We start from the raw sequence: 14,108 nt of genomic DNA, 5'->3' as shown, positions 1-14,108 counted from the left end.
CGGCGAGGCTCTATCGCCGGGCAAAAGCCGGACGATATGGCGCCGAAGTCGCCGCTCCGTAGCGTTCTTGTTGTCAGCAGAGAGCGCACCGGGGGGTGCGCGACACAAGGGGAGTGAACTGACATGCAGGTCGTCACGGGGAACACGGCCAAGCGCTTCTTCCTGGCCCTGGCCGCAGCCCTGACCGTTCTGGGCACGGTGCAGATCGCCACCGACCACGGCACCGCCCGTCCGGTCCACCACGTCGCCGACACGGTCCAGCAGCCGCAGGTCGCCGCCACCGCCTCGCCGGGCGACCAGCCCTGGCACTGAGACGGTCACGGGCCGCCAACCGACCGAGGAGGAGAACGCCGTGAACCGTCACCGCAACGCCGAGGGCGTGAACCCGGCCGGCGCACAGGGGACGCCGGACCCGGACGAGCGCCGTTGGCCGCGGCTGCTGAACGGCATCCTGCGGGGGCAGGACCTCGGAACGGCCGAGGCGGCCTGGGCGATGGACCAGGTGATGCGCGGAGAGGTCGGGCCGGCCCGGCTCGCCGCGCTCCTGGTGGGCCTGCGGGCCAAGGGCGAGACGGTGGCCGAACTCACCGGCTTCGTCCGGGGCATGATGGCCCACGCGGTCCCGCTGCACGTTCCGGGGCCGACCGTCGACATCGTCGGTACCGGAGGGGACGGCGCCGACACCGTCAACGTCTCGACCATGGCGGCGCTGGTCGCGGCCGGCGCCGGGGCCCGGGTGGTCAAGCACGGCAACCGGGCCTCCACGTCCCGGTCCGGCTCCGCCGACGTGCTGGAGTGCCTGGGCGTGCGGCTCACGCTGCCGCCCGCACGGGTGGGAGCCCTCGTCGAGGAGGTCGGGATCACGTTCTGCTTCGCCCCCGACTTCCACCCGGCGATGCGTCACGCCAGGGGCGTGCGGCGGGAGCTGGGCGTGCCGACGGTCTTCAACGCGCTGGGCCCGCTGACCAACCCCGCCGCACCGGCCGCGCTCGCGGTCGGGGTGGCCGACCCGCGGCTGGTGCCGCTGGTCGCCGGGGTGCTCGCCGCACGAGGGGTGCGCGCCCTGGTCTTCCGGGGCGACGACGGACTGGACGAGCTGAGCGTCTCTGCCGGCTCGACCGTGGTCAGTGTCGGCGGCGGGCGGCTCTGCGAGGAACGGCTCGACCCCAGGGACCTGGGGATCGAGCGTGCCGCGCGGGACGCGTTGCTCGGCGGGGACGTCACGCACAACGCGGCGGTGGTGCGCCGGGTCCTGGCCGGCGAGCGCGGACCGGTGCGCGACGCGGTCCTGCTCGCCGCGGCGGCCGCCCTGGCGGCCGGCGAGGACGCCGCGGGCCGGACGGTCACCGCGCGGCTCGCCGCGGCGCTGGGGCGCGCGGCGGCTTCGGTGGACTCAGGTGCGGCCGCCGGGGTGCTCGACGCGTGGATCGCCGCGAGCCGGCGCCACGCCGGCGAGGCGGCCGAGGCGGCCCTCACGGCCGCCTGACCCGCCACGCGGCCGAGGCAGCCCTCGCGGCCGCCTGACCCGCCACGCGGCCGAGGCAGCCCTCGCGGCCGTCCGGCGCCTGCCCGCCGAACCGCGAGACGGTCGGCGGGAAGCGTCGCAGGACCGCACGGCAGGACCGCACGGCAGGACCGCACGGCAGGACCGGCGGCAGGACCGGCGGCAGGACCGCACGGCAGGACCGGGCAGGACCGCACGGCAGGCCCGCACGGCAGGACCGCACGGCAGGACCGCACGGCAGAAATCGCAGCAGGACGCACGACCGCCGCCGGAGGAGCGTCCGGGCCCTCGGGCCCGGGCACCTCCGGCGGCGGACCGGCAGGTCGCTCGCGCGACCGGCGGTCACACGGCGGCCGGGAGCTGCCGGGACTCGTCCGGCAGCGGGTCGCGCAGCTCGTCCGGCAGGGTGGGGACCTCCTCCTCGGTCTGCCGGCCGCGGAGCAACGAGAGGGCAGGGGAGGTGAGAGTGGTGGTCACCAGGGCCATCAGGACCAGCATTGTGTACAGCTCGGTGCCGATGACGCCCTGCTGCAGGCCGAGGTTGAGCACCACCAGCTCGGTCAGCCCCCGGCTGTTCATCAGCGCGCCGATGGAGAGCGCGTCGCGCCAGCCCTGGCCCGCGGCACGCGCCGCCAGGCTGCTGCCGCCCCATTTGCCGACGACGGCGACCGCGAGCACGGCCAGGCCCCACAGCAGGTCCGCGGGACGGCCCGCGAGCAGTCTGACGTTGGTGCTGAGTCCGGTGGAGATGAAGAAGAGCGGCAGCAGCACCGGCTGGGCGAAGGCCCGCAGGCGCGCGGCGGAGCGCTCGATCGCGCCCGAGCCGCGTGGCACGATCGCGCCGAAGAGGAACGCGCCGAACAGCGCGTGCACCCCGATCCGGTCCGTGGCCAGCGCCGACAGGCACAGCCCGCTGAACAGCAGGACCATCACGACGCTGTCGACCCGGGTGGCCCGGTCGGTCCAGCGCGCGATCAGGGGACGCGCGACACAGACCATCAGCGCCAGGAACGCCGCCGAGAGGCCGGCCGTCATCAGCACGCCGGTCGTCGAACCGCTGTCCGCGACGGCCACCGCGAGGGCCAGCAGGCACCAGGCGGTCACGTCGTCCACGGCCGCGCACGCCATCGCGAGGGTGCCGATACGGGTGTGGTACATCCCCTTGTCGGTGAGGATGCGGGCGAGCACGGGGAACGCGGTCACGCTCATGGAGACGGCCATGAACAGGACGAACGGCAGCCGGGAGATCCCGTGCGGGGCGAACGCCGGGAACATCGCGATCGCGAGCAGCGAGCCCAGCGTCAGGGGGAGCAGGATGCTGGCCTGGCTCACCGCCAGGGCCGTCCGGCTGTTCCCGCGCAGCGTCGAGGTGTCCAGTTCCAGGCCGACCAGGAACATGAAGATCAGCAGTCCGATGTTGCCGAACTGGACGATGTACGGCAGCACCGTGGACGGGAAGAGCGCGTGCTGCCCGGCCGGCCAGAGCCAGCCCAGCAGCGAGGGGCCGAACATCAGGCCGACGACGATCTCCCCGATCACCGGCGGCTGACCGAAGCGGCGGAAGAGCAGCGCCCCCGCCTTGCAGGCGAGGATGACCGCGGGCACGGCGAGCAGTAGTTGCGGAAGCGGATCGGGTTGCGACACGGGTGACTCCTTCGCGGTATGCCGGGGCGGCCCCGGCGGATCAGGACGTGGACGGGCCGGACGGCGCGGGGGCGCCGGCGACCGTGCTGACGGGGCGGGGGGCGGTGTCGGACCAGCGCCCGTACCGGCGCAGGCCGTAGAGCAGCGGCTCGGCGCCCTCCTCGACGGCGAGCCGCTGGACCTCGCCGAACACGGCGGTGTGGTCGCCGACTTCGAGGGTGCGGACCACCCGGCAGTCGGCGATCGCGATGGAGTCGTTGACCAGGTGCGGCCCGCCGGCCCCGAGGGGAAGCCGCCACTCGACGCGCTCGAAGCGGTCCGTCGCTCCCGAGGCGAACAGGTCGGAGGTGGCCTGCGCGTCCTCGTGCAGCAGGTTGAGCACGAACTGGCCCGAGTCGAGCACGGCCACGAGGCTCGGGCTGGCGCTGCGCAGGCAGACCACCACGGTGGGCGGGGAGAGTGCCACGCTGGCGAGCGAGCTGCAGGTCAGGCCGCGGGGCAGGCCCTCGTCGTCGAGGGCGGTGATCACCGAGACGCCGGAGGGGAACCGGGTCATCAGTGGGCGGATGTCGGGCTCGGGTGTGGCCGCGCCGGCGTCGGTTGCGGACTGTGCGGCGAGGGAATCACCTGCGGGCCTGGACTGGGTCATCACGTCGGTCTCCCGTCGGGTGGGTGCAGGGCGGAGTGCGGAGCGTCGGGGGGCGGTGTCCGGGGCGGCGGTTCCGGTCGAGGCTCGGCTCGCCGGAACCGCCGTGCGCCGTCGGGCTACTGGCGTGAGGTCACTTGGCGTGCAGCTGCTGGAGGTACTCGGCCATGGTCGGCATGGTCTCCAGGAGGTTCTGCTGCTCCGTCTTGACCTGACGGAACATCGCCTCGCCCGCCGTCAGTGAGTCGGGCTTGTAGGCCAGCAGCGGCAGCGGACGGTCCGGCTCCAGGCCGAGGCCGGCGAAGATGCAGTAGTAGCTGCCGTTCGTCCAGAAGTTGCGGAACTCGGCCTCGAAGTTGGCGTAGTAGCTGTGCTCGTCGGTCAGCGGGGTGTTGACCGGCAGGCCGGCCCGGTAGGCCGCGACCTTCTCCTTGATCGGCTCGGCGAGCGTCAGCTCCTTCATCGCCTGCCAGTACGGGGTGTCGTTGCGCGGGGCGAAGTAGAAGTGGGCCTGGAGGTAGTCGCGCGTCTCGTCGAACATCGTCTCGATCTCGCGGTTGAACGCGTCCTGCAGCCGCTCGTCGAAGGTCAGGTCGGGGAAGTGCTTGACCAGCTGGTAGATGGCGGCGGTGATGAAGTAGATGCCGGTCGACTCCAGCGGCTCCAGGAAGCAGGAGGAGAGACCGATGCTCACCACGTTCTTCACCCAGGCGCGGCGGTTGCGGCCGACGCGGAACCGGACGTGGTTGAACGTGGTGGTCCACGGGTCCAGGCCCCACAGCTCGCAGAACTCCGCGGTGGCCTCCTCCTGGGTGGTGAACTTGGTGGAGTAGACGTAGCCGGTGCCGAAGCGCTCCAGCATCGGGATCTTCCAGGCCCAGCCGGCGGACATCGCGATGGCCGAGGTGTACGGCTCGACGCCCTCGGTCCGGCCGTCGAACGGGATCGCGGTGGCCACCGCCGCGTTGTTGACCAGGTGGTCGCTCATGTCGAGGAACGGCTCCTCCATGGCCTGGTTGATGAGCAGACCGCGGAATCCGGAGCAGTCCACGAACAGGTCGGCGTCCAGCACCAGCCCGCCCTTGGTGTGCAGGGCGTGCACGAAGCCGCGCTCGTCCTTCTCCACGAACGTCATCTCGTCCTCGACGTGCCTGACGCCCTGCTTCCCGGTCGCGAAGCGGCGCAGGAAGTCGGCGACCATGGCCGCGTCGAAGTGCCAGGCGTAGCGGGTGGCCGCCTCGCCGTCCAGGGTGCGCGGGGAGAGCTTGGCGTCCATGACCGGGGGCTCGCGGAAGCAGGTGTAGTCGAAGGGCTCGTCGTCGCCCTGCTCGAACTTGCGCTGGAACCAGTACTGCGGCGCCGGCACGTTGTCGTGGTCGGGCAGGATGCCGAACGGGTGGTAGAAGTGGTCCGGCCGGCCGTCGGCCAGGGATCTCGCCGTCGGCTCACCGCGGCCCTCGGTACGCCAGTTGACGAACTTGACGGCCATCTTGAAGCTCGCGTTGCACTCGCGCATCCACTCCTCCTCGGCGATGCCGAGGTAGTCGAAGAGAACGCGGTGCAGGTTCGGGACGGTCGCCTCCCCGACGCCGATCCGGGGGATCGCGGGTGCTTCGAGGACCGTCACCTCGACGGCGCCCTGGAGCGCCTTGCCGAGGTACGCGGCCGTCATCCAGCCGGAGGTGCCGCCGCCGAGGATGACGACCTTCTTGATACGGGTATCGGTTCCGGTCATTGAGCGAACCCTCTTTCGAGATCCGGGGACCAGTGGGACGTGCGTGCGATTCAGCGTGCTGGTCGCAAGGCTTCGTCCCGGCACTATGAGCCAGCTATAGCCAGGTCGCCGAACGGATTATCGAGCGCGTATAGCGGGTGGGGTGAACCTCGTTCTCGAACGCGAAACCACCTGAAATCCCAGCAGAGGATGGCTGCCGCAGATGCCGTACGCAGAAGGGCTGAAGGGTGTCCTCTCCACCGTGGGGGAGACCCCGCTCGTCGAGTTGGAGCGGCTGCTGCCCGGCTTTCCGTTCCGGATATTCGCCAAATTGGAACGGTTCAATCCGGGCGGCAGTATCAAGGACCGGTCGGCGCTCTCGATGCTGATCGGACGCATTCGGTCCGGGGAACTCGTGCCCGGCCGCTCGGTTGTCGTGGAATCCAGTTCGGGAAACCTGGCGATCGGGATCGCCCAGATCTGCCGGTATTTCGGAATGCGCTTCATCTGCGTCGTCGACCGGCGCACCACCGCGCAGAACCTCGCGATCCTGCGGGCCTACGGCGCCGAGATCGAGGTGGTGACCCGGCCGGATCCGGTCACCGGCGAGCTGCTGCCGGCCCGGCTGCGCCGGGTCGCCGAGCTGATCGCCACGACCCCGCACGCCTACTGGCCCGACCAGTACGCCAACACCCTGAACCCGCGGGCGCACCGCACCACCATGCGCGAGATCGCCGACGCGCTCGACGGCAAGGTCGACCACCTGCTGGTCGCCGCCGGCACCAGCGGCACGCTCGGCGGCTGCGCCGCCTACGTCCGCGAGGCCGGGCTGAGCACCGTCGTGCACGCCGTCGACGCGGTCGGCAGCGCGCTCTTCGGCTCCCCGGTGTCCTGCGCCCGGCTGATCCCGGGCCACGGCGCCTCGGTGGTGCCGAGACTGCTGCGCACCGAGGACGCCCGGCACGTGCACCACGTCACCGACCTCGACTGCGTGGTCGGCTGCCGGGTGCTGGTCCAGCGTGAGGCCATCCTGGCCGGCGGTTCCTCCGGGGCCGTCGTCGCCGCCCTGGAGTGGCTCGCACCCGGGATCGAACCGGGCGCCAACGTGGTGCTGGTGCTGCCGGACGGCGGCGACCGGTACCTCGACACGATCTTCGACGACGACTGGGTCCGCGAGAACTTCGGTGAGGTCTCCCACCTGTGGCAGGGCCTTTCCGCGGCCGAGGACGTGCCGGTGGGCGCGGCCGGCGGGGCGTCGCTGGCCGATATAGGCCAGGGATAGCGGCCCGCCCCACGATCGAAGCACCGATCGAAGCACCGCCCGAACCACCGACCGAACACACCGCACTGACCGCAATTCGGAGGCAGAGATGACCACTTCGACCCCCGCCCTCGACGCAGCTCAGCGGGAGCAGATCAAGCAGCTCGTCTGCGACATCCTGGAGCTGGAGCTGGACGAGGTCACCGACACCAGCCTGTTCAAGGAGGAGCACGACGCGGACTCGCTGCGCACCATCGAGATCCTCGCCTCGCTCGAGCGGATCTTCGGCATCGCCCTGGAGCAGGCCGAGCTCAGCCGCATGGTGAACCTGGTCGGCGTGTACGCCGTCGTCGCAGAGGCTCAGGCCAAGTGACCGGCGGCGCCGCTCTGTCGAGGCACCGGCCGGCCGGCCGGAAGCGGGTGGTGATCACCGGCCTCGGCGTGGTGACCAGCATCGGTACCGGGGTCGACGCCTTCGCCCGTGGCCTGCGGGCCGGGCTCAGCGGCGCCAAGCCGATCACCGCCTTCGACACCACCGGTTTCGCCCACGCCAACGCCTGTGAGATCACCGATTTCGACCCGCGGCAGTGGATGGACGAGCTGCCCGCCGACGACCTGGGCCGGGCGTCCCAGTTCGCCGTCGCCGCCGGCCGGATGGCCGTCGCCGACGCCGGACTGACGGTGGCGCAGGTCAGGGACCAGCGGGCGCTGGTCTCGGTCGGGACCACCGACGGCGAGTCCCGTGACCTCGACCATCTCACCGGCCTCCAGGTCGCCGGCGGCGAGGACCGGCTCGACCCGGTGGTCGCCCGCAGGGTCTGGCCCGGCCGGCTCTCCGCGGGGATCGTGCGGGAGCTGGGACTGGAGGACGTCGAGACGGTCACCGTGCCCACCGCCTGCTCGGCGGGCAACTACGCGGTCGGCTACGGCTACGACGCCATCAGCTCCGGCGACGTGGAGGTGGCCCTGTGCGGCGGCGCGGACGCGCTGTGCCGCAAGACCTTCACCGGCTTCTACCGGCTCGGCACCATCGCCCCGGACGTCTGCCGTCCCTTCGACGCGGACCGCCAGGGCATCCTGACCGGCGAGGGCGCGGGCATCCTGCTCATGGAGTCGCTCGACTCCGCGCTCGCCCGGGGCGCGCGGATCTACGCGGAGGTGCTCGGCTACGGGCTCTCCTGTGACGCGAGCCACCCGGTCGCGCCGGACCGGGACTCGATCGCCAGGTGCATCACCTCGGCCCACCGCAACGCCGGGATCGAGGCCGCCGACGTCGACTTCATCTCGGCGCACGGCACCGGCACCAAGGCCAACGACGTGACCGAGGTCGGCGCGATCCGCCAGGTCTTCGGCGAGGCCCTGCCGCGGACCGTGTCCATCAAGTCGATGATCGGCCACACCATGGGCGCCGCCAGCGCTCTCGCCTCGGCCGCCTGCGCGCTCGCGCTGCGCGAGGGCTTCATCCCGCCGACCATCAACCACCGCAGCACCGACCCGCTCTGCGACGTCGACTGCGTGCCGAACCAGGCCGTCGAGGCCGAGCTGAAGGTCGTCCAGAACAACGGACTCGCCTTCGGTGGCAACAACGCGGTGCTGATCCTCGGCCGCTGGGACGAGGCCGCCACGGCGCCCGCCACCGCATCCGCCGACCGGGTCGCCTGAGGCCCGCCCGAACATCCCGATACAGGAGAGGAGTCGAGACACATGGCAGCCACAGCCGATCAGCGGTTCCCTGAGCCAGGGCTGGAGCTCGTGGTCTCCGGCTGGGCGGTGTCCTCCCCGTTCGGCCTGGGCCGGGCCGGATTCGCCGAGGGCCTGCGGTCCGGCCGGCGGGCCGTCGCGCCGGTGGACCCGGCGTTGTGGCCGGTGCCCTACGCGGAGGCCGGGCTGATCCCCGGCTTCGACATCCGCGAGGTGCTGGGCCGCAAGGGGACCCGTTCGATGGACCGGGTCACCGGCATCGCGGTGGCCACGGTGGGGATGCTGCTCGCCGACTACGGCCGGAGCCTGGCCGCCGACCCGGAGGCGACCGGCCTGGTGCTCGGCACCTCCGGCAGCGTCCAGTCGATCATGGACTTCACCCGGGACGCGCTGACGGGCGAGAAGCCCTACCTGGTCGACCCGGCCGCCTTCCCCAACACGGTGATGAACTGCCCCACCGGCCAGAGCGCCATCCGGCACTGCCTCAAGGGCCCCAACGTCACCGTCTCCGGGGGCGCGGCCACCGCGCTGCTGGCGCTGCAGTACGCGGCACGCCTGCTGCGTGGCGGCCACGCCACGGCCCTGCTGGCCGGCGCGGCGGAGGAGTTCTCCGTCCAGCGCGCCCGGCTGGAGCGGGCCGCCGAGCACGGCGGGGACGAGCCGGAGCCGCTCGGCGAGGGCGCGGCGCTGTTCCTGCTGGAGCAGGGCGCGGCGGCCCGGGCGGCGGGCCGGGAGGTCCTGGCCACCGTGCTCGGCTCCCGGTTCCGGGCCTTCCAGGACCCGGACCGCGCGGGTGCCGCGCTGGAACGGTGCGTCGTCGACCTGCTGGCCGGGGCGGGCGTCCTCGCGGACGACGTCGCCCTGGTGGTTCCCGGCGGCTCGCCGGGTCTGCTGGGCAAGCAGGAGGACGCCGCGCTGGCCGGCGTGGCCGGCGTGCGACGGTTCGTCCGTCCGCTGCTCGGCGACGCGACGGCCGCGTCCGCGGCGTTCCAACTCGCCGCGGTGCTCGCGGAGCGGGAGGACCGCCCCGAACTGGCGGACCGCCTCGCCCTGGTCACCGCCGTCGACCGCGACGGCACCGTCGGCGCGACGCTGCTCCGGCTGAACTGACAGCCAGTTGCACCCCCCTCAGGTGGCGTAGCCGCCAAGGGGCGCGAGGCCCAGCCGATACGCGGCTCCTCCCCCGGCCTTCGGCCGGGAGGTGCCCCGTGCGTGGGCGCGGGCAACCACCGGCGTGCGGATGGCCCTGCTCGTTCGGTGCCCTACCTGGCCGGGTGGCTTGTCGCGCCCGCAGTTGATCAAGCAGAGCCCCGCGCCCCTTTTGCGGCTACGCCGCGTAAAGGGGTGCAACGTCCGATGAGAGGGAGAGGAAACGTCATGAGGCCGGTTGCCGTGGTCACCGGTGGTTCGCGGGGCATCGGCCGCGCGGTGGTGGAGGTGCTGGCGCGGGACGGGTACGACGTCGCGCTGTGCTACCAGTCCAACGAGGAGGCCGCGAGCCTCGCGGCGAAGGCCGCGCAGGAGCACGGCGGGCGGACGCTCACCCGGCGGGTGGACGTCACGGACCGGCTCGCGGTGGAGGCGTTCGTGCGGGACGTCGAGCAGGAGCTCGGCACCGTGGACGCGCTGGTCACCGCCGCCGGCATTGTCCGGGACTCGCATCTGGCGATGATGCGGCCCGAGGACTGGGACGACGTCATCCGCACCAACCTCGACGGGACGTTCCACTTCTGCCGGGCGGTGGCCTTCCCGATGATGAAGCGCCGTCGCGGCGCCATCGTCACCCTCTCCTCCGTCGCCGCCGAGGGGCACGCGACGCAGACCAACTACTCCGCCTCCAAGGCCGGGATCATCGGCTTCACCAAGGCGCTGGCCAAGGAGGCCGGCCGGGCCGGGCTGCGGGTCAACTCCGTCGCACCGGGCTTCATCACCACCGACATGACGGCGGGCCTGCCCGCCAAGCACGCGACCGAGATGACCGCACGCATCCCGCTGGGCCGCTTCGGCGAGCCGGAGGAGGTCGCCGAACTGGTGGCGTTCCTGGTCTCCGAGCGAGCCGCGTACATCACCGGACAGGTCCTCCACATCGACGGCGGGCTCGTCGTCTGACCCGTCTCCCGAGAGGAGCACGCGCGATGCCCGCACGGGCCGCCGCGAAGCCGCGGTTCTACTTCAACCTGCGCAGTCCCTACAACTTCTTCGCCCTGCACGACCTCGCCGCCCGGTACCCGGAGGTGCTCGACCGCGTCGAGTGGCGGCCCTTCTGGGAGCCGGACGAGGCCTCGGCCAAGGGGCTGGCCGAGGCCGGCGGCGAGTTCCCCTACACGCCGATGTCCCGGGCCAAGCAGTTCTACATCCTGCGGGACGTCAAGCGTCTCGCGGCCGACCGCGGCCTCGCGGTCAGCTGGCCGGTGGACCGCGAGCCGTGGTGGGAGCCGGCCCACCTGACCTGGTTCCTGGCGGAGCGCCAGGGCCTGGGCCGGGCCTGGGTGGAGCGGGCCGGACGGGCGCGCTGGCTGGAGGGGCGCGACATCTGCGACCTGGCCACCGTGGTCGAGCTGGCCGCCTCGATCGGCCTGGACCCGGACGCGGTCGCGGCCGGGCCCGACGACCCGGAGCTGCGCGAGCAGGCGGTGCGCGCACTGCTGGACGTGCATCGTGAGGGTGTCTTCGGGGTGCCGTACTTCGTCGACGGCCGCGAGCCGTACTGGGGTCTGGACCGGGTGCCCGCCTTCGTCGCCGCGCTGGAGGCGGGCGGGACCCTCGCGCCCGCCGCCGAGAGGCAGCCCGGGGCGGGCCCGAACCCGGCCCTCGTCGCCGGACCGGCGAGCGAGCTGAGCCACGCGGGAGGCTGCGGATGAGCCCCGTGACCGGTGCCGCGCTGCCGCTGACGGTGATCCAGGAGTCCATGTGGACGGCCTACCGGCTGGCTCCGGACAGCGCCGCCTACAACATCGTGATGCCGCTCCGCCTGCGCGGCCCGCTGGACCGCGCGGCGATGGAGCGGGCGGTGGCTGCCGTCGGCGCCCGCCACGGCCTGCTGCGCTCGGTCTTCGCCGAGCAGGACGGCGAGCCCGTCCGGTTCGAGTCGGTGGACCCGCTGGTGCGGCTGGAGTACGGCGACCTGGACGGTGCCGGCGAGGCGGAGCTGCACAAGGCCGCCGAGGAGATCGGCGCGCGTCCCTTCCGGCTCGACGCGGCACCGTTCCGGGTGGCGCTGCTGCGCCGCGGGGACGAGGACCACGCGCTGGTGACCTCGGCCCACCACATCGTCAGCGACTTCGCCTCCCGCTGGCTGCTGGTCCGCGACCTGCTGGACGCCTACGCCGGTTTCGCCGGTGGTGGCGAGCCCGGCTGGCGGGAGATCCCCGGCGGCGGCTACGGCGACCACGCGGCGGAGGAACGGCGCTACCTCGGCTCCGAGAGCGGGGCCAGGGCCGCGGAGCGCTGGCGCGACTCGCTGGCCGGCGCCCCGGCCGCCGAGCTGCCGCTGGACCGGCCCCGGCCGGCCGTGCGCTCGCTGCGCGGGGACACGGTGGTCCGCAGGCTCCCCGCCGGGACCTCCACCGAGCTGGAGGGGGCGGCGAACAGCTGCTCGGCCACGCCGTTCGCCTTCCTGCTCGGGGTGTTCCAGGCCTTGACCCACCGCTGGACCGGGCAGCCGGAGTTCGCCCTCGGTGTGCCGGCGACCAGCCGGATGGGCCGGGCGCAGCGGGACGTGGTCGGGTGCTTCCTCAACACCTTCCCGCTGCGTGCCGCGTTCGGCCCGGTGACGACCTTCCGCGAGACGGTCAAGGCCGCGGGGGAGGGGGTCATGCAGGGGCTGCTCGGGGTGCGCTACCCGGCCGCCCTGGCCTTTCCGCAGAGCGGGGCCTTCCACATGGGGCTCTTCCTGGTCCAGATGGACCGGATGGAGCCACCGGTGCCCAACGTGCCGGCGGGCGCGGCCGAGGGACCCCCGGTCCGCTACGCGGGCCTGGACCTGGCGCTGATCGACGTCCCGCAGCAGGAGGGGCAGTTGGACCTGCTGCTGCGGGTGGAGCAGACCTCGGAGGGCCTGACCCTGGTCCTCTCCTACGACACCGACGTGCTGGACCGCACCACCGTCGAGCGGCTGGCGGACGGCTACGAGCGGCTGCTGGCCGCCGCGGCCGCCGATCCGGACGCGCTCGTCGCCGACGCGGACCTGACCGGCGCGGCGGAGCTGGACGCGCTGCTCGCGCTGGGCAGCGGCGGTACGGACTACGACGAATTCGAAGCCTTCGAGAGCGCATGGGACTACCGATGACCAGTCAGCAGAGCTCACAGAACGCCGCCCCGAACCGCCCGCTGCGCGTCGCCGTCGTCGGCGGCGGGATCGGCGGCCTGACGGCCGCCGCGGCGCTGGTCGCCCGGGGGATCGACGCCCACGTCTACGAGCGCGGCGCCGACCTGCGCGAGGAGGGCGAGGGCATGCACCTCGGCCCGAACGCCAGCCGGCTGCTGCTGCGCCTGGGCCTCGGCTCGGCGCTGACGGCGTCCGGCGTCCGCCCGAACGCGCTGGAGGTGCGCGCCTTCCACGACGGCTCCGTCGTGGCGCGGCAGGAGATGGGGCAGTCCTGGGAGGAGCGCTTCTCAGCCCCGTACCTGACGCTGCGCCGCCAGGACCTGCACTCGATGCTGTCCTCGCTGGTCCCGCCGGAGCGCATCCACACGGGCGCCGAGCTGGCCGGCTTCGAGGAGAACGCCGAGGGCGTGCGGCTCTGGTTCGCCGACGGCCGCCAGGAGTGGTGCGACGTGCTGGTCGGCGCCGACGGGGTGCACTCGCGGGTGCGCCGGTCGGTGGCCGGGGCGGACGCCGCCGTCTACTCGGGCAACAGCGCCCTGCGCGGGCTGGTCGCCACCGCGGACATGCCGCACCTGGACCCGTCGCTGATGTACCTGTACGCCGGTCCGAGCGGCCGGGTGCTGCTCTACCCGGTCAGCGGCGGCACGCACTTCACCTATGTCGTGGTCACCGAGGCGCCCGAGGGCGACGCCGAGTCCTGGACCAGCGTCACCGACGTGTCCGACCTGGACGCGCTGCTGGCGGGCTGGTCGTCGGAGGTGCGGAGCCTGATCCCCGCCGCCGGCCAGGTGCGCCGCTGGGCCCTGTACGACCGCGAGCCGCTCGACCGCTGGAGCACCGCACGCACCACGCTCCTCGGCGACGCGGCCCACCCGATGCTCCCGCACCACGGGCAGGGAGCCAACCAGGCCATCGAGGACGGGGTGGCACTCGCCATCTGCCTCGAGGGAGCGGCGAAGGGGGCCGACGGCATCGCCGCCGCCCTGAGCCGCTACGAGGAGGCCCGCCGGCCGCACACCACCAGGGTGCAGCTCGGTTCCCGGGCCGACAAACCATCACAGGAGGGCAAGAACATGAGCAACAACGTCAACGCCAACGTCAACTGGATTCTGGAGAACGACGTCCAGGCCAACCTGAACAACAACTCCAACAACATCGACAACTGGAACAACGGCAACAACAACAGCAACAACTCCAACAACAACAGCAACTCGAACAACGGTGTCGACAACACCATCGCGAACAACCTGGTCAACGTCGCCTGATCGGTCCCCTGCCGATCGGCCGACCTCCCCACGGGCCCCTGACGCT

Annotated in this window: 13 protein-coding genes; 10 read left to right on the top strand and 3 right to left on the bottom strand. The window is 72.6% G+C overall.

Translation table 11 applies throughout. The features are described 5' to 3' along the window. Window positions 1-123: 123 nt before the first annotated feature. Window positions 124-312, top strand: a complete 189-nt coding sequence (locus ABH931_RS26450; RefSeq protein ID WP_370118106.1) for a hypothetical protein — start codon at window positions 124-126, stop codon at window positions 310-312. A 67-nt stretch (window positions 313-379) separates the two neighbouring features. Further along, the gene (gene trpD, locus ABH931_RS26445) at window positions 380-1,486 is read left to right on the top strand and encodes an anthranilate phosphoribosyltransferase (RefSeq protein ID WP_370118233.1); all 1,107 of its coding nucleotides are present in this window, start codon (window positions 380-382) and stop codon (window positions 1,484-1,486) included. Window positions 1,487-1,846: 360 nt separating this feature from the next. Here the strand turns inward: trpD and ABH931_RS26440 are convergent, their stop codons facing one another. The 3 genes from ABH931_RS26440 to ABH931_RS26430 all read right to left on the bottom strand — a co-directional run bounded on the left by ABH931_RS26440 (window position 1,847) and on the right by ABH931_RS26430 (window position 5,529). Then, the gene (locus ABH931_RS26440; protein WP_370118103.1) at window positions 1,847-3,148 is read right to left on the bottom strand and encodes a cation:proton antiporter; all 1,302 of its coding nucleotides are present in this window, start codon (window positions 3,146-3,148) and stop codon (window positions 1,847-1,849) included. Between the two features lie 40 nt (window positions 3,149-3,188). Beyond that, window positions 3,189-3,797, bottom strand: a complete 609-nt coding sequence (locus tag ABH931_RS26435) for a flavin reductase family protein (protein ID WP_370118100.1) — start codon at window positions 3,795-3,797, stop codon at window positions 3,189-3,191. A gap of 130 nt (window positions 3,798-3,927) precedes the next feature. Continuing rightward, a complete protein-coding gene (locus tag ABH931_RS26430; protein WP_370118096.1) occupies window positions 3,928-5,529 on the bottom strand; it encodes a tryptophan halogenase family protein in 1,602 nt (533 codons plus the stop codon). Window positions 5,530-5,731: 202 nt separating this feature from the next. On the opposite strand from ABH931_RS26430, the gene sbnA reads away from it, so the two are divergent. The 8 genes from sbnA (at window position 5,732) to ABH931_RS26390 (ending at window position 14,062) form a co-directional block, all read left to right on the top strand. Then, window positions 5,732-6,790, top strand: coding sequence for a 2,3-diaminopropionate biosynthesis protein SbnA (gene sbnA / locus ABH931_RS26425; protein WP_370118093.1), 1,059 nt, complete (start codon window positions 5,732-5,734; stop codon window positions 6,788-6,790). An 88-nt stretch (window positions 6,791-6,878) separates the two neighbouring features. Beyond that, window positions 6,879-7,142 carry an acyl carrier protein gene (locus ABH931_RS26420; RefSeq protein ID WP_370118090.1) on the top strand — a complete coding sequence of 88 codons (264 nt, stop codon included), beginning with the start codon at window positions 6,879-6,881 and terminating at the stop codon, window positions 7,140-7,142. Continuing rightward, a complete protein-coding gene (locus ABH931_RS26415; protein WP_370118088.1) occupies window positions 7,139-8,431 on the top strand; it encodes a beta-ketoacyl synthase in 1,293 nt (430 codons plus the stop codon). Before ABH931_RS26420 ends, ABH931_RS26415 begins: the two co-directional genes overlap by 4 nt. A gap of 42 nt (window positions 8,432-8,473) precedes the next feature. Continuing rightward, entirely contained in the window at window positions 8,474-9,580 is a 1,107-nt protein-coding gene (locus ABH931_RS26410; protein ID WP_370118084.1) for a beta-ketoacyl synthase N-terminal-like domain-containing protein, read from the top strand. A 267-nt stretch (window positions 9,581-9,847) separates the two neighbouring features. After that, window positions 9,848-10,579: a 3-oxoacyl-[acyl-carrier-protein] reductase gene (gene fabG, locus ABH931_RS26405; RefSeq protein WP_370118081.1), complete on the top strand. Its 732-nt coding sequence runs from the start codon at window positions 9,848-9,850 to the stop codon at window positions 10,577-10,579. A 26-nt stretch (window positions 10,580-10,605) separates the two neighbouring features. Then, window positions 10,606-11,331 carry a 2-hydroxychromene-2-carboxylate isomerase gene (locus ABH931_RS26400; RefSeq protein ID WP_370118078.1) on the top strand — a complete coding sequence of 242 codons (726 nt, stop codon included), beginning with the start codon at window positions 10,606-10,608 and terminating at the stop codon, window positions 11,329-11,331. After that, window positions 11,328-12,758: a condensation domain-containing protein gene (locus ABH931_RS26395; protein ID WP_370118075.1), complete on the top strand. Its 1,431-nt coding sequence runs from the start codon at window positions 11,328-11,330 to the stop codon at window positions 12,756-12,758. The genes ABH931_RS26400 and ABH931_RS26395 overlap by 4 nt, the downstream gene beginning before the upstream one ends. Further along, window positions 12,755-14,062 carry an FAD-dependent monooxygenase gene (locus tag ABH931_RS26390; RefSeq protein WP_370118072.1) on the top strand — a complete coding sequence of 436 codons (1,308 nt, stop codon included), beginning with the start codon at window positions 12,755-12,757 and terminating at the stop codon, window positions 14,060-14,062. The genes ABH931_RS26395 and ABH931_RS26390 overlap by 4 nt, the downstream gene beginning before the upstream one ends. Window positions 14,063-14,108 lie beyond the last annotated feature (46 nt).

Source organism: Streptacidiphilus sp. MAP12-33 (genome assembly GCF_041261265.1).
Taxonomy (GTDB): domain Bacteria; phylum Actinomycetota; class Actinomycetes; order Streptomycetales; family Streptomycetaceae; genus Streptacidiphilus.
The sequence above is the reverse complement of the archived record's forward strand: the minus strand, read 5'-3'. Positions and strand labels throughout refer to the sequence as shown.

Excerpts from the sequence above, each read along its gene's own strand:
- ABH931_RS26410 (WP_370118084.1), top strand. The coding sequence starts at position 8,474 with ATGGCAGCCACAGCCGATCAGCGGTTCCCTGAGCCAGGGCTGGAGCTC.
- ABH931_RS26390 (WP_370118072.1), top strand. The coding sequence starts at position 12,755 with ATGACCAGTCAGCAGAGCTCACAGAACGCCGCCCCGAACCGCCCGCTG.
- ABH931_RS26395 (WP_370118075.1), top strand. The coding sequence starts at position 11,328 with ATGAGCCCCGTGACCGGTGCCGCGCTGCCGCTGACGGTGATCCAGGAG.
- ABH931_RS26430 (WP_370118096.1), bottom strand. The coding sequence starts at position 5,529 with ATGACCGGAACCGATACCCGTATCAAGAAGGTCGTCATCCTCGGCGGC.
- ABH931_RS26450 (WP_370118106.1), top strand. The coding sequence starts at position 124 with ATGCAGGTCGTCACGGGGAACACGGCCAAGCGCTTCTTCCTGGCCCTG.
- ABH931_RS26420 (WP_370118090.1), top strand. The coding sequence starts at position 6,879 with ATGACCACTTCGACCCCCGCCCTCGACGCAGCTCAGCGGGAGCAGATC.
- sbnA (WP_370118093.1), top strand. The coding sequence starts at position 5,732 with ATGCCGTACGCAGAAGGGCTGAAGGGTGTCCTCTCCACCGTGGGGGAG.
- ABH931_RS26400 (WP_370118078.1), top strand. The coding sequence starts at position 10,606 with ATGCCCGCACGGGCCGCCGCGAAGCCGCGGTTCTACTTCAACCTGCGC.
- fabG (WP_370118081.1), top strand. The coding sequence starts at position 9,848 with ATGAGGCCGGTTGCCGTGGTCACCGGTGGTTCGCGGGGCATCGGCCGC.
- ABH931_RS26435 (WP_370118100.1), bottom strand. The coding sequence starts at position 3,797 with ATGACCCAGTCCAGGCCCGCAGGTGATTCCCTCGCCGCACAGTCCGCA.